Origin of the sequence: Paraburkholderia sp. UCT2 (assembly GCF_014397665.1) — a bacterium.
Classification (GTDB): domain Bacteria; phylum Pseudomonadota; class Gammaproteobacteria; order Burkholderiales; family Burkholderiaceae; genus Paraburkholderia; species Paraburkholderia tuberum.
Genome location: NZ_VZQO01000036.1, coordinates 64,453 through 78,357 on the forward strand (window position 1 = coordinate 64,453; position 13,905 = coordinate 78,357).

Consider the following 13,905-nt stretch of genomic DNA (forward strand, 5'->3'; position numbering starts at 1 on the left):
CCAGCTTTGCGAAAACAGCGTAACGACGCGGGTTCGAGCCGACTGGCCCCCAGCCCCGCGCCGTATTCGCGTCCGAAATGTCCGAATGCGCGACGTTTTGCCTGACCCGCCGAACACTTCGCGGATCGCGTAATACCCCGCCGGGCAAGGCTCGGCATTTTTTCCCCAGGACTTTCCCTGCTCCGGTAAAAAATAAATTCCATCGAAAAATCGCCGTTCCCGAAGGGCGCGCCGGTCCAAAGCGTCTCATCGGCGAGACGGCTTGGTGCGTTGGCGCACATAAAGCTGGCCGTTTGGCCCGCTATTTGGCGGAGTCGGCAGTGCGCGGCGCGCGGCCAGGAAAACGCGAGCTTGAAAGTCGCATCAATTTCCGCCAACAATGAGCTGACCGGTTCAGCGCAACGACACGGTTTTTAATTCGATGTCACGCGCCGACACATACAAGACGGAATCTATAAACAGAACGAACGGCGGGTCGATAGACCCGATCCGGATCACGCGGGGGGCGGGGATCATGTACGCATCACAACTACGCATGCGCAGCGGCGACAGCGAGATTCACGGCTGGCTTACGCCCGAGCGCATCGTCTTCTACTGCTGTGGGATGTGCGTGCTGTACGTGGGGATCATCGCGTTGTGGGCCTATGCGAGCCACGGCTTCACCGACCCGCGGCTCACGCGTCCCGGTGAGGATTTTTCGATTTTCTGGTCGGCCTCGTATGGACTGCTGCACGGTTCGGCCATGCAGGTCTATGACCATGCGTCGTTCGACAAGCTACAGCGCGCGCTATTCACGAACGTGAGCCACGACAGCGTGATGCCCTGGCTTTATCCGCCGACGTTCCTCGTGCTGATCGCGCCGCTCGCGCTGTTGCCGCAGCTCGTCATGTACTTCGTGTTCGTCGGCGGCGGCATCGTGCTGCTCAGCGCGGGCACGCTGCGCGCGTCGGGCCTTGCCGACAGCTTCAGGGGCTCGCGCTTCGCATGGTTCGTCGTCGCGGCCTCGCCGTGCGTGTTCGTGCCAGCCATCTTCGGCCAGAACTCGCTGCTGACCGCCGGCATCGCCGCGCTCACGCTGCATTGGCTGCGCCGGCATCCGGTACGCGCGGGGCTGTGCCTCGGTCTGCTCGCGATCAAGCCGCAGATGGCCGTGCTGTTTCCGCTCGTGCTGATTGCCGCACGCGCATGGCGCACGCTGGCGGCCGCCGCGTTCAGCGCGGCGCTGTTCGGCGCGTTCAGCGTGCTGATATGCGGCGTGCAATCGGTGCGGCTCTTCTTCGTCAACACCGGCATTGCGCGTGAGACGCTGCTCGAGCAATGCCGCGGTTACTGGCTCGCGTCGCCGACCGCGTTCGCGGTGCTGCGCGAGGGCGGTGCGCCGATCGCCGCGGCCTTTGCGGCCCAGGCCTGCGTCGGACTCATCGCCGCGGCAGCCGCATGGCAGGTGTGGCGAAACACGCGCGACACGCGGCTGCGCGCGGCGAGTCTCGTCGTCGCCACGCTGCTGACGAACCCCTACGTGTGGCACTACGAACTGGCGTGGCTCGGCATCGCGACGGCCTGCCTGACCGCGCTCGGCATCGGCGAAGGCTGGCTGCGCGGCGAGCAGAGTGTGATTGCGCTCGCGTGGCTGCTGCCGGTCTATGAACTCTTCAACCGCACGGCGGAGTTGCCGCAGATCGGCCCGATCGTTCTGCTGCTGGTGCTGCTGATCGTCGTGCGCCGCGTGCGCATGATGGACGAAGAACGCGGCGAGCGCACCACCCTCGCCTATTCGCACGCGGTTCGAATCATTCGATAAACGGGGAAGCGTCATGCCAACTCATACAACCACGCCGCTGATCTCACTCGTCGTGCCGTTCTACAACGAGCAGGACGCGGTGGAACGCTTCTTCGCGGCGGTCGTGCCGGTGCTGGAATCGATCGACGGCACGCGCTTCGAGATCGTCTGCATCAACGATGGCAGCAGCGACGCGACGCTCGATCGGCTGATCGCGCAGAGCGGCCGCGACCGGCGCATTCGCGTGATCGACCTGACGCGCAACTTCGGCAAGGAAGCGGCGCTGACCGCCGGCATCGACGAAGCGTTCGGCGATGCGGTGATTCCGATCGACGCGGACCTGCAGGACCCGCCGAGCCTGATCCCGGTGATGATCGAGCATTGGCTCGCGGGCGCCGAAGTGGTTGCGGCCAAACGCACGAACCGCCTGTGCGATACGTTCGCCAAACGCACGGCGGCCGCGCTCTACTATCGCGTGCACAACGCGCTGTCCGAAGTGAAGCTGCCGGAGAATGTCGGCGACTTCAGGCTGATCGATCGGCAGGTGGTCAACGCGCTGCGCAGCCTGCCGGAGCGCCGTCGCTTCATGAAAGGCCTGTTCGCGTGGGTCGGCTACCGCACCGTGATCGTCGAATACGAACGCGAGCCGCGCAGCGCCGGTCACTCGAAGTTCTCCGGCTGGCGGCTGTGGAACTTCGCCCTCGAAGGCATCACGAGCTTCAGCACGGTACCGTTGCGCAGCTGGACTTATATCGGACTGTCGATCGCGACACTCGCGTTCGTCTACGGCGGGTTCGTGATCGGCCGCACGCTGTGGTCGGGCAATCCGGTGCCCGGTTACGCGTCCACGATCTCGGTGATGCTGTTCATGGGCGGCATCGAGCTGATCGGCATCGGCGTGATCGGCGAATACGTCGGCCGCATTTACTACGAGTCGAAGGAACGGCCCGTTTATCTGGTGCGGCGTCGCTATCAGGCGAAGAGCAAGGTCAGCATGTTGCCGGGCGTGCGTCAGGATGCGCGCGCGGCGCACGTGGCGCGCGTCGAACTGACACGCAGGCGTGCCGCGCCGCGGTTTCGCGTAGTCGGCCGCTGAAAACGGAGGAGTCCACCATGTCTCCCGATGCCTACCTGGAAATGGCCGAGACCGAAGCCGGGCACTGGTGGTTTCGCGCGCGGCGCGACGTGCTGCGCACGCTGCTCGAACGGCTCGCGTTACCGCGTCGCGCACGCGTGCTCGAAGTCGGCTCCGGCACCGGCGGCAACCTCGACATGCTGGCCGGCTTCGGCGCCGTCAGCGGCCTCGAGATGGACCCGACCGCTCGGGCGCTGAGCGCGCGCAAGACCGGCAACCAGTTCGACATCCGCGCGGGCCACTGCCCCGACGACGTGCCGTTCCACGGCGAACGCTTCGACCTGATCTGTTTCTTCGACTGCCTCGAACATATCGCCGACGACGCCGGCTCGCTCGCGCGCATGCGCGACCTGCTGACGCCGGGAGGCCGCATCATCGTGACGGTGCCGGCCGGACAAAGTCTCTGGAGTGCTCACGACGTTTTCCTGCATCACTACCGCCGCTATAGCCGCGGCTCGCTGACGCGCTGCGCGGCCGTGGCCGGCTACGAAGTCGAACGCATCAGCTATTTCAACACACTGCTGTATCCGGTCGCGGTGGCCGCGCGCTGGGCCGACCGGCTGCTGCGTCGCAAACATTCGAGCGGCGACGCGATCCCGCCGTGGCTGCTCAACGCGGCGCTGTACCGCGTCTTCAGCGCCGAGCGCCACTGGCTCGCGCATGCGCCGCTGCCTTATGGCGTATCGCTGTTCGCGATCCTGCGCAAGCGCGAGGGAGCGTCGCGATGATGCTGGTCGAACGGGTCAGGCTGATGCGCTTTGGCGCGAGCGGCGTCATCGCGACCGGCCTGCATGTATGCATTGCGCTGACGCTGATCGCGGACGCCGGCATGTCGCCGCCGTGGGCCAACGCGATCGCGTTCACCTGGGCGACGGCGGCCTCTTATCTGTTGAACACGTTCTGGAGTTTTTCTGCGCTGCCTGCGTTGATGAACGCTGGGCGGTTCGTGGTCGTGTCGCTGGGCGGCCTGACGTCGACCGCGCTCGTATCGCACCTGACCCAGCTTGCGGGCGGGCCGCCCGCGCTCGGTATCGCGCTAGTCGTGTGCGTGGTGCCGCCGCTCACGTTCGTCGCGCATCGGTGCTGGACATATCGCTGAATACGAAGCACGCACAAGGCGACTCACGTCACGCGCAACGCCTTCTGACACGCCGCGAGTACCGCGCCGGCCGCCAGCAGCAGCGCCGAATACACGAGCCCGCGCGCGAGCCCGGCGCCATCCGACACCCAGCCGATCACGACCGGCCCGACGATCTGCCCGAACGCGAACACGATCGTGAAGGCGCTGATGCCCTTCGCCCAGTGGCTCGCGGGCAGATTGTGGCGCACGAACGCGGTCGTCGACGCGACCGCCGACAGGAACGTCGCGCCGAACAGCGCGCCCGAAACGAACGCGACCCACGGCTGCGTGAAGAGCGCGGGCAGCAGCGTCGCGATCGCCAGCAGCGCGTTGAGCAGGGCGAGCGCCTGGCCCCCGCGCATGCGATCGAGCAGCGTCGACCAGATCCGCGCCGACACCACGGTCGCCGCGCCGAGCAGTAGATAGAAACCGGTGACGACCGCCGCGCTCATGCCGGCGTTGCGCAGCAGCGCGACGATGAACGTCATGTAGCCGATATAGCCGACGCCGAACAGCCCGTAGCCCGCGAGCGCGGCCGCGAAGTGCGGCCAGCCCGTGGCGGGGGTGGCGCCGGCCGCATGCGCCGCAGCCGCCGCGCTCGTGTACGCGCGCTCGATTCTGCGCGACGCGCCGATCGCGACCGCGGCGAACACCGCGCAGGCCGCCGCGAGCGCGAACCATGCGAATTGCCAGCCGTGGGCGGCATCAAGGATCGTCACCGGCACCAGCACCGACGACGCGACGATCCCCCAGCCGGTACCGCCGTAATACAGACCGAGCACGAGCCCCGCGTCGCGCGGTCGCGCCGACGCGAGCCGCGCCGCAAGCACGCCGCCGCCGATGAAGATCGCCGCGCTGCTCGCACCGGTGATCACGCGCAGCGTCAGCAGCGCATGCGTGCTGGCGGTGAGGCCGCTGCCGGCCATCAGCAGCGCGGTCAGCACGCAACCGGCCGCGAACAGCGCGCCGGCCGACCAGCGGCGCGCGAGGCGCGGAAACACGAGCGCGCCGAGCAGATAGCCGAGCGCGTTGGCGGTGTTCATCGCGCCGGCCTGCGCGAAGCTCCAGCCGAGGTCGAGTTTCATCGACGGCAACAGCAGCGCGTACGCGAAGCGCGCGAAGCCGAGCGCTGTCGCGCTGCCGAGCGATAGCGCGGCGGCCAGCAGCAGGGTCGGCACACGTTCGGCGGTGGTCGTTGATGGGGCGTGCGATGCGGTGTCGGCGGAACGGGAGGACATGGGCGGACGGACGTAAACGGGAACGCTGCGAGCCGATTCTACCTGGAGCGACGACGAAAGTCGCGGAATGTGTGCGCCTTACCCGCCCGCCCCTTCCGGCTCATGCGGCGCGAGCCGCGCCTTCGCGTGGCGCATCTTTTCCAGCGTCTCGGGCCCGGCCTTCAGCGCGACGCCGATCGCGAGCGCATCCATGATGCACAGATGCACGAGCCGCGACACGCCCGGCGTGTTCGGATCGATCGGGCTCGCCACGCGCAGCAGCAGCGGAATATCGACGAGCCATGCGAGTCGCGAGCCGACGTTGGTCAGCGCGATCGTCGTCGCGCCGCGCTCCTTCGCGATCTGGATGCTTTCATTCACTTCGACGCTGCGCCCCGAATGCGAGATCGCAAACGCGACGTCGCCCGGCTCCATCAGACCCGCGTATAGACGCTGCAAATGACCATCGGTAAACGCGGCCGCCGCGATGTCGATGCGCAAAAAACGCAGCGCCGCGTCCTGCGCGACGAGCCCCGAGCCTGAGCCCACGCCGAAGAAAAACACGCGCCGGGCGCTCGAAAGCGCCGCGATCGCGCTTTCGACCACGGCAGGATCGAGCGCGCCGCGCGCATGCGTGATGCCGTCGATCGCCGCTTCGCCGACCTTGTCCATCAAGGTCTGCACGTCGTCGTCGCGCGCGACCGCGGTCGATGCATACGGCAGCCCGCCCGCGACGCTCTGCGCGAGCTGCATCTTGAAGTCGCGCAGACCGTGCGCACCGATCGCGCGGCAAAAACGCGTGACGGAAGGCTCGGACACGTCGGCGCGCTGCGCGAGTTCGGTGATGCTCGCGCGCATCGCGAAGTCGACGTCGGCGAGCACCATGTCGGCGACCTTGCGCTCGGCGGGCCGCAGACTCGCGAGTGCGTTGCGGATGTGGGGAATCAAGTTCGGTGCGGACACCCGGTGTTCCTTAGGGGCTGTTTCATATGGATCCGCGTCGCTCGCAGCTTGTTCGGCTTCAATCGGCCTGATCAAAGTTCAAGCCGCACGCGGTTCAGACCAGCCTGCGTCCACTCTCCGTATCGAACAGATGGATGTGTTCGGCCGGCAGACGCAGCGCGACACGCTGACCGGGCTCGATCTTCGAGCGCTCGCGCGTGGTCACGCACCACGAAGCGCCGCCTATTTTCCCGTACAGGTGCGTTTCGGCGCCAGTTGGCTCGATCACTTCGACGTCGAGCGCGGCATCCGGTATCTGCGTCGTGATCTCGATGTGCTCGGGCCGCACGCCGAGCGTGGCCTTCGCACCGACCACGGCCGACGCAGGCGTGCGTTCGAGCGCGACCTCGCTGCCGTCCGCGAGCTTCAACGCGAGACCCGCACCCTGCGTGCGATTGACGATCACGCCCTCGGCGAAATTCATCGACGGCGAGCCGAGGAAGCTCGCGACGAACAGATTCGCCGGCCGGTCATAGAGTTCGAGCGGACGGCCGATCTGCTCGATACGTCCCGCGTTCATCACGACGATGCGATCGGCCATCGTCATCGCTTCGATCTGATCGTGGGTAACGTAGATCACCGTGTTCTTCAAGCGCTGATGCAGGGCCTTGATTTCGGTGCGCATCTGCACGCGCAGCTTTGCGTCGAGATTCGACAGCGGTTCGTCGAACAGGAACAGCGACGGCTCGCGCACCACCGCGCGGCCCATCGCCACGCGTTGCCGCTGACCGCCCGACAGTGCGCGCGGCAAGCGGTCCAGATAGTCACTGAGGTTCAGCATCTTCGCGGCCGCATCGATGCGCGGCTTGAATTTCTCCGAGGATTCCTTGCGGATTCTCGGACCGAACGCGATGTTTTCATACACCGACAGATGCGGGTACAGCGCATAGCTCTGGAACACCATCGAGATGTTGCGCTGCTGCGGCGCGAGCGTATTCGCGCGCGTGCCGCCGATCATCAGATCGCCGCCGCTGATTTCCTCGAGCCCGGCCACCATCCGCATCAGCGTGCTCTTGCCGCAGCCCGACGGACCGACCAGCACGACGAACTCGCCGTCGTCGATGTCGAGATCGATGCCGTGCACGACCTGGGTGTCGCCATAGCGTTTGAAGATGCCGCTCAGTTGCACTGCTGCCATGCTGTCCTCATTGTCTTGCTGTGTGTTGTATTGCCGATGTTGTATTGCCGATGTTGTATTGCCGGTGCCGTAGTGCACGCGCCGCGCGCGGCTCAGAACGACTCGAGCGTCAGCTCCTGCGCCATCAGGCGGTTGCCCGCCATCAAGCCGCCGTCGACCGGCAACGCGACGCCGGTGATCACGCGCGCTTGCGGCGATGCGAGGAACAGCACCGCATCGGCGATGTCGTCGGGCGTCGCGAAGTCGCGCAACGGGTACCACTTCTTCAGTTCCTCGAACACCTGCGGATTCTTCTCGACACGCGCCTGCCACGCCTGCGTCTTCACGGTGCCCGGACACACGATGTTCGCGCGAATGCCAAAGCGGCCCAGCTCGATCGCAAGCGCCTTCGTATAGCTGATCAGGCCGGCCTTCGCGGCGCTATATGCCGGATGACCGAGCGCGGCGAGACCGTTCACCGAGCCGATCAGCACGAGCGCGCCGCGCTGCCGTTCGATCATCGACGCGCGCACCGCCTCCACCGTGTGATACGTGCCGTTCAGATTCAGATGGATGTCGCGCTGCCAGCTTGCGGCGTCGGTGGTCGCGAGCGACGCGCCGAGCGCCGCGCCCGCGTTCGCGACCAGCACGTCGACCGGTCCACGCTGCGCGACCGCCGCGGCCACCGCGTGCTGCACCGCAGCGGCGTCGCCGAGATCGACCGCGACCGGCACGACCTTGTCTGCGCCCTGTTGCGCGCCCTGTTGCGCGCCCTGTTGCGCGCCGAGTCGCACGCTCAACGATTGCAGCGCGGTCGCGTCGATGTCGAGCGCGAGCACGGTGTCACCCGCCTCGACGAAGCGCTCGCATAACACGCTGCCGATACCGCCGCATGCGCCCGTTACCAATACGACACGATCCATGTGTTCCTCGCTCGTTGGCCTGGCCGTTTCGGCCGCCTTGCCGTCGCCGTCCGCCACCCGGCTCGCGCTACGCGCAACGCTGTAAATTTCCTACATATCCGGCTTGCGACGACTGCTGTCATCCCGAAGAATGGGTTTCCCATCCCGTCGCGCAGTGCAGAATACCCCATGCTTTACAGCATCTTAGGCACAAAACAGCCCGAGAAAAAATATCGCAGACCCTACGTGACAAGCTATTTTGCGTCATGTAGGATTTTTTCAAACAATTTACCCAAGGCGGCCGGCGACGGCAGCAAACCACCCACAGGAGAGAGAAAAATGTCGTTGCATGCCCGTGCTTCCCTCGCGCTAGGCAAAGTCGCCGTGGCGCTCGCGTTTGCAGGTATCGCCGTCTCGGCCCATGCCGAGACGGTCCGCGTGACGGTCGCTCACTACAGCGACGCGACCGCGCCGTACTTCGAGAAAATGGCCCGCAACTTCGAGAAGGCCAACCCCGGCACGACCATCAAGATCGAAGACGTGAACTGGGACACGCTGCAACAGAAGCTGCAAACGGACATCTCCGGCGGCGCCAACGCGGACCTCGCGATCGTCGGCACGCGCTGGCTGCTCGACTTCGTGAAGGACGACGTCGCCGAGCCGCTCGACGGCTATATGGACGCGAACTTCAAGGCCCGCTTCATCGGTCCGTTCCTCGCGCCTGGCCAGATCAACGGCAAGACCTACGGCCTGCCGATCGCCGCTTCCGCGCGCGCGCTGTACTACAACAAGGATCTGCTCGCGAAGGTCGGCTACCCCGACGGCCCGAAGACATGGAATGACGTGATCGATGCATCGAAGAAGCTGAAGGCGCAAGGCATCGCCGGCTTCGGTCTGCAAGGCAAGGAAATCGAAACCGACGTCTACTTTTACTACGCGCTGTGGACGATGGGCGGCGACGTGGTCGGCAAGGACGGCAAGGCCGCGTTCAATTCGCCGGCGGGCGTGAAGGCCGCGACGATGTACAAGCAGATGATCGACCAGGGCCTCACGCAACCGGGCGTCACCGGCTATAGCCGCGAGGACGTGCAGAACCTGTTCAAGCAGGGCCGCGTCGCGATGGTGATCTCCGCGCCGTTCCTCGCCAAGCAGATCAAGAAGGAAGCGCCGAACCTGAAGTACGGCATCGATCCGCTGCCGATGGGCACGACGCACGCCACCTACGCGGTCACCGACTCGATCGTGATGTTCAAGAACTCGAAGGTGAAGAAGACCGCGTGGAAGTTCCTCGACTATCTGTTCACGAAGGAACCGCGCGTCGAGTTCACGACGACCGAAGGCTTCCTGCCGACCACGAAGGCCGAAGCGACCGACCCGGCGTTCAACGATCCGGACGTCAAGGCATTCATCGCGTTGCTGCCCACCGCTCACTTCGCGCCGACCGTGACCGGCTGGGAAGACACCGCGAAGGCCGTGACCGACGCGATGCAGGCGATCTACCTGAACAAGGCGCAACCGGCGGAAGCGTTGAATGCGGCCGCTGCGCAGGCGAACAAGTCGCTCGGTCACTGATACGCGGCTTTTGACGGTAACGAGACGAACAGGGGACGCGCGGCGCCGTAGCTCAAGCGCCGCGCGTTGCGCCGCGCCACTCCCACATTCGAGCCTATGCAGCACGATGCACCCTCCGGCCCATTCCGTCGTGCCCGCCGCCAGAGAGCGGGCGCGTCTTACGATCGAGCACGCATGAGCCGTTCCGTTTCTTCGCGCGCGCAGGCGCCCTGGTTGCTGATTGCGCCGAGCCTCGTGCTCGCGCTGTTCATCATCAGCTATCCGATTTTCAACATCGTGTGGCAATCGCTGCATGAGGTATCGCGCTTCGGCGCGATCCGCGACTTCACCGGCGCGCAGAACTTCATCAACGTGTTTCAGGACCCGGTGTTTCTCGATTCGGTACGCCGCACGATCATCTGGACCGTGTGCGTGGTGGGCGGCACGGTGCTGATCTCGGTACCTGTCGCACTGATTCTGAACCAGGAGTTTCACGGCCGCGGCGTGGCGCGCACGATCGTGATGCTGCCGTGGTCCGTCTCTTTGACGATGACCGCCGTCGTCTGGCGCTGGGCCTTCAACGACGACTACGGCATGGTCAATGTCACGCTGCAGCGGCTCGGCCTGATCGGCGGCCCGATTCACTGGCTCGCGACGCCCGAGTTCGCGTTCCCCGTCGAAATCGCTGTCGGCATTCTGGTGTCGATTCCGTTTACGGTGACGATTTTTCTTGGCGGCCTGTCTTCGGTCCCAAGCGATATCTACGAAGCCGCGCGTATCGACGGCGCGAGCGCCTGGCAGCAGTTCCGTCAATTGACGATGCCGCTGCTGCGCCCGTTCATCAACATGGCGATCCTGCTGAACGTGATCTACGTGTTCAACTCGTTTCCGATCATCTGGGTGATGACGCAAGGCGGCCCCGACAACAGCACGCACATCCTCGTCACCTACCTGTACGAACTCGGCTTCCGGCTCGGACGGCCCGGCGAAGCGGCCGCCGTTTCGCTGATCATGCTCGTGATGCTGTTCGTGTTCTCGATCGCTTATCTGCGTCTGCAACGCGCGAAAGAAGGAGTGCCATCATGAGTCTGAGCGCGAAAACGAAACGCTCGCTGTGGTGCTGGATCGCCCTGACGCCGCTCGTGATCGTCATACTGTTTCCGTTCGCGGTGATGTTCTTCACCGCGGTCAAACCGGCCTCGGAGATCTTCGTCTATCCTGCGCGCTGGCTGCCGGTGCAGTGGCAGTGGCGCAATTTCATCGAAATGTGGGACGCGGCCAACTTCGGCGTCGCGCTGCGCAACAGCACGATCATCAGTTTCCTGTCCACCGCGCTCGCACTCGCGGTGAGCCTGCCCGCCGCTTACGCGCTCGCGCGCTTCCCATTTCGCGGACGCGGCCTGTATCGGCAGTTCCTGCTCGTCACGCAGATGCTATCGCCGATCCTGCTGGTGGTCGGCCTATTCCGGCTCGCGGCGATGATTCCGTGGGGCGACGGCAACCTGGTCGATTCGAGGATCGGCGTGATCGTGTCGTACGCGGCGTTCAATATCGCGTTCGCGGTGTGGATGCTGTCGTCGTACTTTCAGACCGTGCCGCAGGATCTCGAGGAATCCGCGTGGCTCGAAGGCTGCAGCCGCGCGCGCGCGGTGTTCAAGGTGTTTCTGCCGCTCGCGGTGCCGGCGATCGTCGTGACCGCGATCTTCACGTTCATCAATGCGTGGAACGAGTTCGCGATCGTCTATACGCTGATCCGCTCGCCGGAAAACAAGACGCTGACCGTGCAGGTGACCGATATGGTCGCGGGCAAGTACGTGGTCGAATGGCATCTGGTGATGGCCGCGACCTTGTGCGCGACGTTGCCGGTTTCGATCGTGTTTGCGTGGTTGCAGCGTTATATGGTGAAGGGGCTCGCGCTCGGCGCGGTGAAGTGAGTGACTGCGCGGCGCGTGCCGCGCAGTGTTCGCTTGCGGGTCGCGCGTCAGTCGGTGCCGCGCACGATGCGCAGATCGCGTTCGACGCCATCGCCCAATGCGGCCAGCGCCTTCTTGTACTCCTCGCTTTCGTAAGCGGCGACGGCCGCCTCGTACGTCGGGAACTCGATCACGACCGTGCGCTCCTTGAGGCCCTGCTCGCGCGCCTCGTCCGCCACGCCTCGCACGAGGAACTTGCCGCCCGCCGCCGCCACCGCGGCCGGGGCCAGTTGCGCGTATGCCGCCAGTTTCTGCGGATCGTTCGTCTTGCGGTACGACGACACCCAATAACCTTTGCTCATTCGAATCTCCTTGTGTGATGGACCAACGCGGGGCTAAAGCGGACCTAAGCAGTCGCGGTCTTACATAGTAGCAAAGCGGGCTGGCTCGCGCCGCGACCTGGACAGCATCTGCCACCACCAGCACGTGATCGCGCATAACGGGAAGTGTCTCTTTCAGCATCGCCAAAACGATTTAGCCATTAAACGTTTTGTGCACTAGGCTTGCCTTTGCACACTTCAAGCGATGGACCAAAGGAGACAACGAATGAGCGAGCGATACGAGTCGTTTTGTGCATGCTGCGGCGGTCCCGACCACCGGGCGATGAGCCGCCGGACTTTCATGAGCCTGCTTGCGGGTAGCGCCGCCGGACTCGCCATGCCGCCGGCGTTCGCCGCGGACACACCCGCCGTGCCCACGATTGCTTACGACTCGATTGCCAACCCCGTACGTTTGCCGAACGACAGGTACTTCGGCGAATGCTCGGGCGTCGCGCTCAATTCGCATGGCCATATCTTCGTGCTGTCGCGCGGCAACACCACCGGCCCCGCATATGGCGCGGCCGCCGCGCAATTGCTCGAGTTCGCGCCCGATGGACGCTTCGTGCGCGAGATCGGCCACAACCTGTATGCGTGGTCATTCGCGCACACGGTGAAGGTGGACCGGCACGACAACATCTGGGTCACCGACAAGGGCTCGGACATGGTGATCAAGTTTACGCCGGAAGGACGCGTCGCGATGGTGTTCGGCCGCAAGCAGGAAGCATCGGACGAGGAGACCGCGCCGCTCAAGCATCCGAATCCGCCGCTGCCGTCCGAACCCGGACGCTTTCGCCAGGTGACCGACGTCGCGTGGGACAAGGCGGGCAACACCTATATCAGCGACGGATACATCAACTCGCGCGTCGCGAAGGTCGATCGCGACGGCAACTGGCTGAAGTCATGGGGCGATCGCGGCACGGGACCGGGGCAGTTCCATACGCCGCATAGCATCGCGGTCGATGCGCACGACCACGTTTATGTGGCCGATCGCAGCAACCGGCGCATCCAGGTGTTCGATACCGAGGGCACGTTCCTGCGCCAGTTCACGATCGACGTACCGGTGCCGCCGGACGCGCGCCCCGCGATCGGCAACATGCCGAGTGAAGCGGACCTCGCCGCGGGCACGTTCGCGCCGGGCTCGCCTTGGGCGATCTGCATCTCGCCGGGACCGAATCAGGTGCTCTATAGCGCTGACGCGTTTCCGGGCCGCATCTACAAGATGACGCTCGACGGCAAAGTGCTCGGTGTGCTTGGAAAAGCGGGCAAACAGCCGAAACAGTTCGGCTGGATTCACGAGATGGCGTGTCCTTCGGAAAACGTATTATTCGTTGCCGAGTTGCTGAACTGGCGTATTCAGAAACTGGTTCTGCATGCGTGATGGACGAGGGCCGCCGCGTTCGTCCGTGATGCGGACGCGGACCGGCCCTGTCGATGTCAAGCCGTCTCAGTCGTAACGACGATGCTTGTGATGGTGCTTGCCCGATTGGTGGCCGCGGGAGTAGTCGTTGGCATACGAGTTCGAGCGCGAGATGTTGCCGCCGAGCGCCGAACCCGCGCCGCCGCCGAGCGCGGCGCCGACCAGGCCGCCGGTGCGGCCGCCCATCGCGTTGCCGGCCGCGGTGCCCGCCCCGCCACCAAGCGCGCCGCCAATGATCGCGCCGGTACGTTCACGACGATTCGACGTGACCGCGCCGCCCGCCCCGCCGCCCACTGCGCCGCCGATCAACGCGCCGGTGCTACCCCCCACCGCGCCGCCGCCCGCCGCGCCCGCGACGCCACCGAGCGCGC

At 65.2% G+C, this 13,905-nt stretch carries 14 protein-coding genes; 8 read left to right on the forward strand and 6 right to left on the reverse strand.

What is annotated here, in order from left to right; genetic code table 11:
- Positions 1–514: 514 nt before the first annotated feature.
- The 4 genes from F6X39_RS25755 to F6X39_RS25770 are packed head-to-tail and all read left to right on the forward strand — an operon-like array spanning position 515 to position 4,014.
- Positions 515–1,801 carry a glycosyltransferase family 87 protein gene (locus tag F6X39_RS25755; RefSeq protein WP_262414817.1) on the forward strand — a complete coding sequence of 429 codons (1,287 nt, stop codon included), beginning with the start codon at positions 515–517 and terminating at the stop codon, positions 1,799–1,801.
- A 13-nt stretch (positions 1,802–1,814) separates the two neighbouring features.
- The gene (locus tag F6X39_RS25760) at positions 1,815–2,876 is read left to right on the forward strand and encodes a glycosyltransferase family 2 protein (protein ID WP_187618663.1); all 1,062 of its coding nucleotides are present in this window, start codon (positions 1,815–1,817) and stop codon (positions 2,874–2,876) included.
- Positions 2,877–2,893: 17 nt separating this feature from the next.
- The gene (locus F6X39_RS25765; protein WP_187618664.1) at positions 2,894–3,643 is read left to right on the forward strand and encodes a class I SAM-dependent methyltransferase; all 750 of its coding nucleotides are present in this window, start codon (positions 2,894–2,896) and stop codon (positions 3,641–3,643) included.
- Positions 3,640–4,014 carry a GtrA family protein gene (locus tag F6X39_RS25770; protein WP_184024385.1) on the forward strand — a complete coding sequence of 125 codons (375 nt, stop codon included), beginning with the start codon at positions 3,640–3,642 and terminating at the stop codon, positions 4,012–4,014. Before F6X39_RS25765 ends, F6X39_RS25770 begins: the two co-directional genes overlap by 4 nt.
- A gap of 23 nt (positions 4,015–4,037) precedes the next feature.
- On the opposite strand, the gene F6X39_RS25775 is transcribed toward F6X39_RS25770, so the two are convergent.
- The 4 genes from F6X39_RS25775 to F6X39_RS25790 all read right to left on the reverse strand — a co-directional run bounded on the left by F6X39_RS25775 (position 4,038) and on the right by F6X39_RS25790 (position 8,294).
- Positions 4,038–5,273, reverse strand: coding sequence for a YbfB/YjiJ family MFS transporter (locus F6X39_RS25775; protein ID WP_187618665.1), 1,236 nt, complete (start codon positions 5,271–5,273; stop codon positions 4,038–4,040).
- A gap of 78 nt (positions 5,274–5,351) precedes the next feature.
- Positions 5,352–6,215, reverse strand: a complete 864-nt coding sequence (locus F6X39_RS25780) for a MurR/RpiR family transcriptional regulator (RefSeq protein ID WP_187618666.1) — start codon at positions 6,213–6,215, stop codon at positions 5,352–5,354.
- Positions 6,216–6,309: 94 nt separating this feature from the next.
- A complete protein-coding gene (locus F6X39_RS25785; protein ID WP_184024375.1) occupies positions 6,310–7,392 on the reverse strand; it encodes an ABC transporter ATP-binding protein in 1,083 nt (360 codons plus the stop codon).
- A gap of 92 nt (positions 7,393–7,484) precedes the next feature.
- Positions 7,485–8,294 carry an SDR family oxidoreductase gene (locus F6X39_RS25790; RefSeq protein ID WP_187618667.1) on the reverse strand — a complete coding sequence of 270 codons (810 nt, stop codon included), beginning with the start codon at positions 8,292–8,294 and terminating at the stop codon, positions 7,485–7,487.
- Positions 8,295–8,612: 318 nt separating this feature from the next.
- Between F6X39_RS25790 and F6X39_RS25795 the strand changes: the two genes are divergently transcribed.
- From F6X39_RS25795 to F6X39_RS25805, 3 genes are all read left to right on the forward strand, one after another.
- Positions 8,613–9,845: an ABC transporter substrate-binding protein gene (locus F6X39_RS25795; RefSeq protein ID WP_187618668.1), complete on the forward strand. Its 1,233-nt coding sequence runs from the start codon at positions 8,613–8,615 to the stop codon at positions 9,843–9,845.
- Between the two features lie 174 nt (positions 9,846–10,019).
- A complete protein-coding gene (locus tag F6X39_RS25800) occupies positions 10,020–10,910 on the forward strand; it encodes a carbohydrate ABC transporter permease (protein ID WP_187618669.1) in 891 nt (296 codons plus the stop codon).
- Positions 10,907–11,758 carry a carbohydrate ABC transporter permease gene (locus F6X39_RS25805; RefSeq protein ID WP_187618670.1) on the forward strand — a complete coding sequence of 284 codons (852 nt, stop codon included), beginning with the start codon at positions 10,907–10,909 and terminating at the stop codon, positions 11,756–11,758. Before F6X39_RS25800 ends, F6X39_RS25805 begins: the two co-directional genes overlap by 4 nt.
- 47 nt (positions 11,759–11,805) lie before the next feature.
- Here the strand turns inward: F6X39_RS25805 and F6X39_RS25810 are convergent, their stop codons facing one another.
- The gene (locus tag F6X39_RS25810) at positions 11,806–12,099 is read right to left on the reverse strand and encodes a DUF1330 domain-containing protein (RefSeq protein ID WP_018423759.1); all 294 of its coding nucleotides are present in this window, start codon (positions 12,097–12,099) and stop codon (positions 11,806–11,808) included.
- Between the two features lie 244 nt (positions 12,100–12,343).
- Between F6X39_RS25810 and F6X39_RS25815 the strand changes: the two genes are divergently transcribed.
- A complete protein-coding gene (locus tag F6X39_RS25815) occupies positions 12,344–13,495 on the forward strand; it encodes a peptidyl-alpha-hydroxyglycine alpha-amidating lyase family protein (protein WP_187618671.1) in 1,152 nt (383 codons plus the stop codon).
- A 66-nt stretch (positions 13,496–13,561) separates the two neighbouring features.
- Here F6X39_RS25815 and F6X39_RS25820 read toward each other — a convergent pair.
- Positions 13,562–13,905: hypothetical protein (locus tag F6X39_RS25820; protein WP_187618672.1), on the reverse strand; the 344-nt coding region annotated here is incomplete at its 5' end.

Excerpts from the sequence above, each read along its gene's own strand:
- F6X39_RS25770 (WP_184024385.1), top strand. The coding sequence starts at position 3,640 with ATGATGCTGGTCGAACGGGTCAGGCTGATGCGCTTTGGCGCGAGCGGC.
- F6X39_RS25805 (WP_187618670.1), top strand. The coding sequence starts at position 10,907 with ATGAGTCTGAGCGCGAAAACGAAACGCTCGCTGTGGTGCTGGATCGCC.
- F6X39_RS25810 (WP_018423759.1), bottom strand. The coding sequence starts at position 12,099 with ATGAGCAAAGGTTATTGGGTGTCGTCGTACCGCAAGACGAACGATCCG.
- F6X39_RS25795 (WP_187618668.1), top strand. The coding sequence starts at position 8,613 with ATGTCGTTGCATGCCCGTGCTTCCCTCGCGCTAGGCAAAGTCGCCGTG.
- F6X39_RS25760 (WP_187618663.1), top strand. The coding sequence starts at position 1,815 with ATGCCAACTCATACAACCACGCCGCTGATCTCACTCGTCGTGCCGTTC.
- F6X39_RS25765 (WP_187618664.1), top strand. The coding sequence starts at position 2,894 with ATGTCTCCCGATGCCTACCTGGAAATGGCCGAGACCGAAGCCGGGCAC.
- F6X39_RS25755 (WP_262414817.1), top strand. The coding sequence starts at position 515 with ATGTACGCATCACAACTACGCATGCGCAGCGGCGACAGCGAGATTCAC.
- F6X39_RS25785 (WP_184024375.1), bottom strand. The coding sequence starts at position 7,392 with ATGGCAGCAGTGCAACTGAGCGGCATCTTCAAACGCTATGGCGACACC.
- F6X39_RS25790 (WP_187618667.1), bottom strand. The coding sequence starts at position 8,294 with ATGGATCGTGTCGTATTGGTAACGGGCGCATGCGGCGGTATCGGCAGC.
- F6X39_RS25775 (WP_187618665.1), bottom strand. The coding sequence starts at position 5,273 with ATGTCCTCCCGTTCCGCCGACACCGCATCGCACGCCCCATCAACGACC.
- F6X39_RS25815 (WP_187618671.1), top strand. The coding sequence starts at position 12,344 with ATGAGCGAGCGATACGAGTCGTTTTGTGCATGCTGCGGCGGTCCCGAC.
- F6X39_RS25800 (WP_187618669.1), top strand. The coding sequence starts at position 10,020 with ATGAGCCGTTCCGTTTCTTCGCGCGCGCAGGCGCCCTGGTTGCTGATT.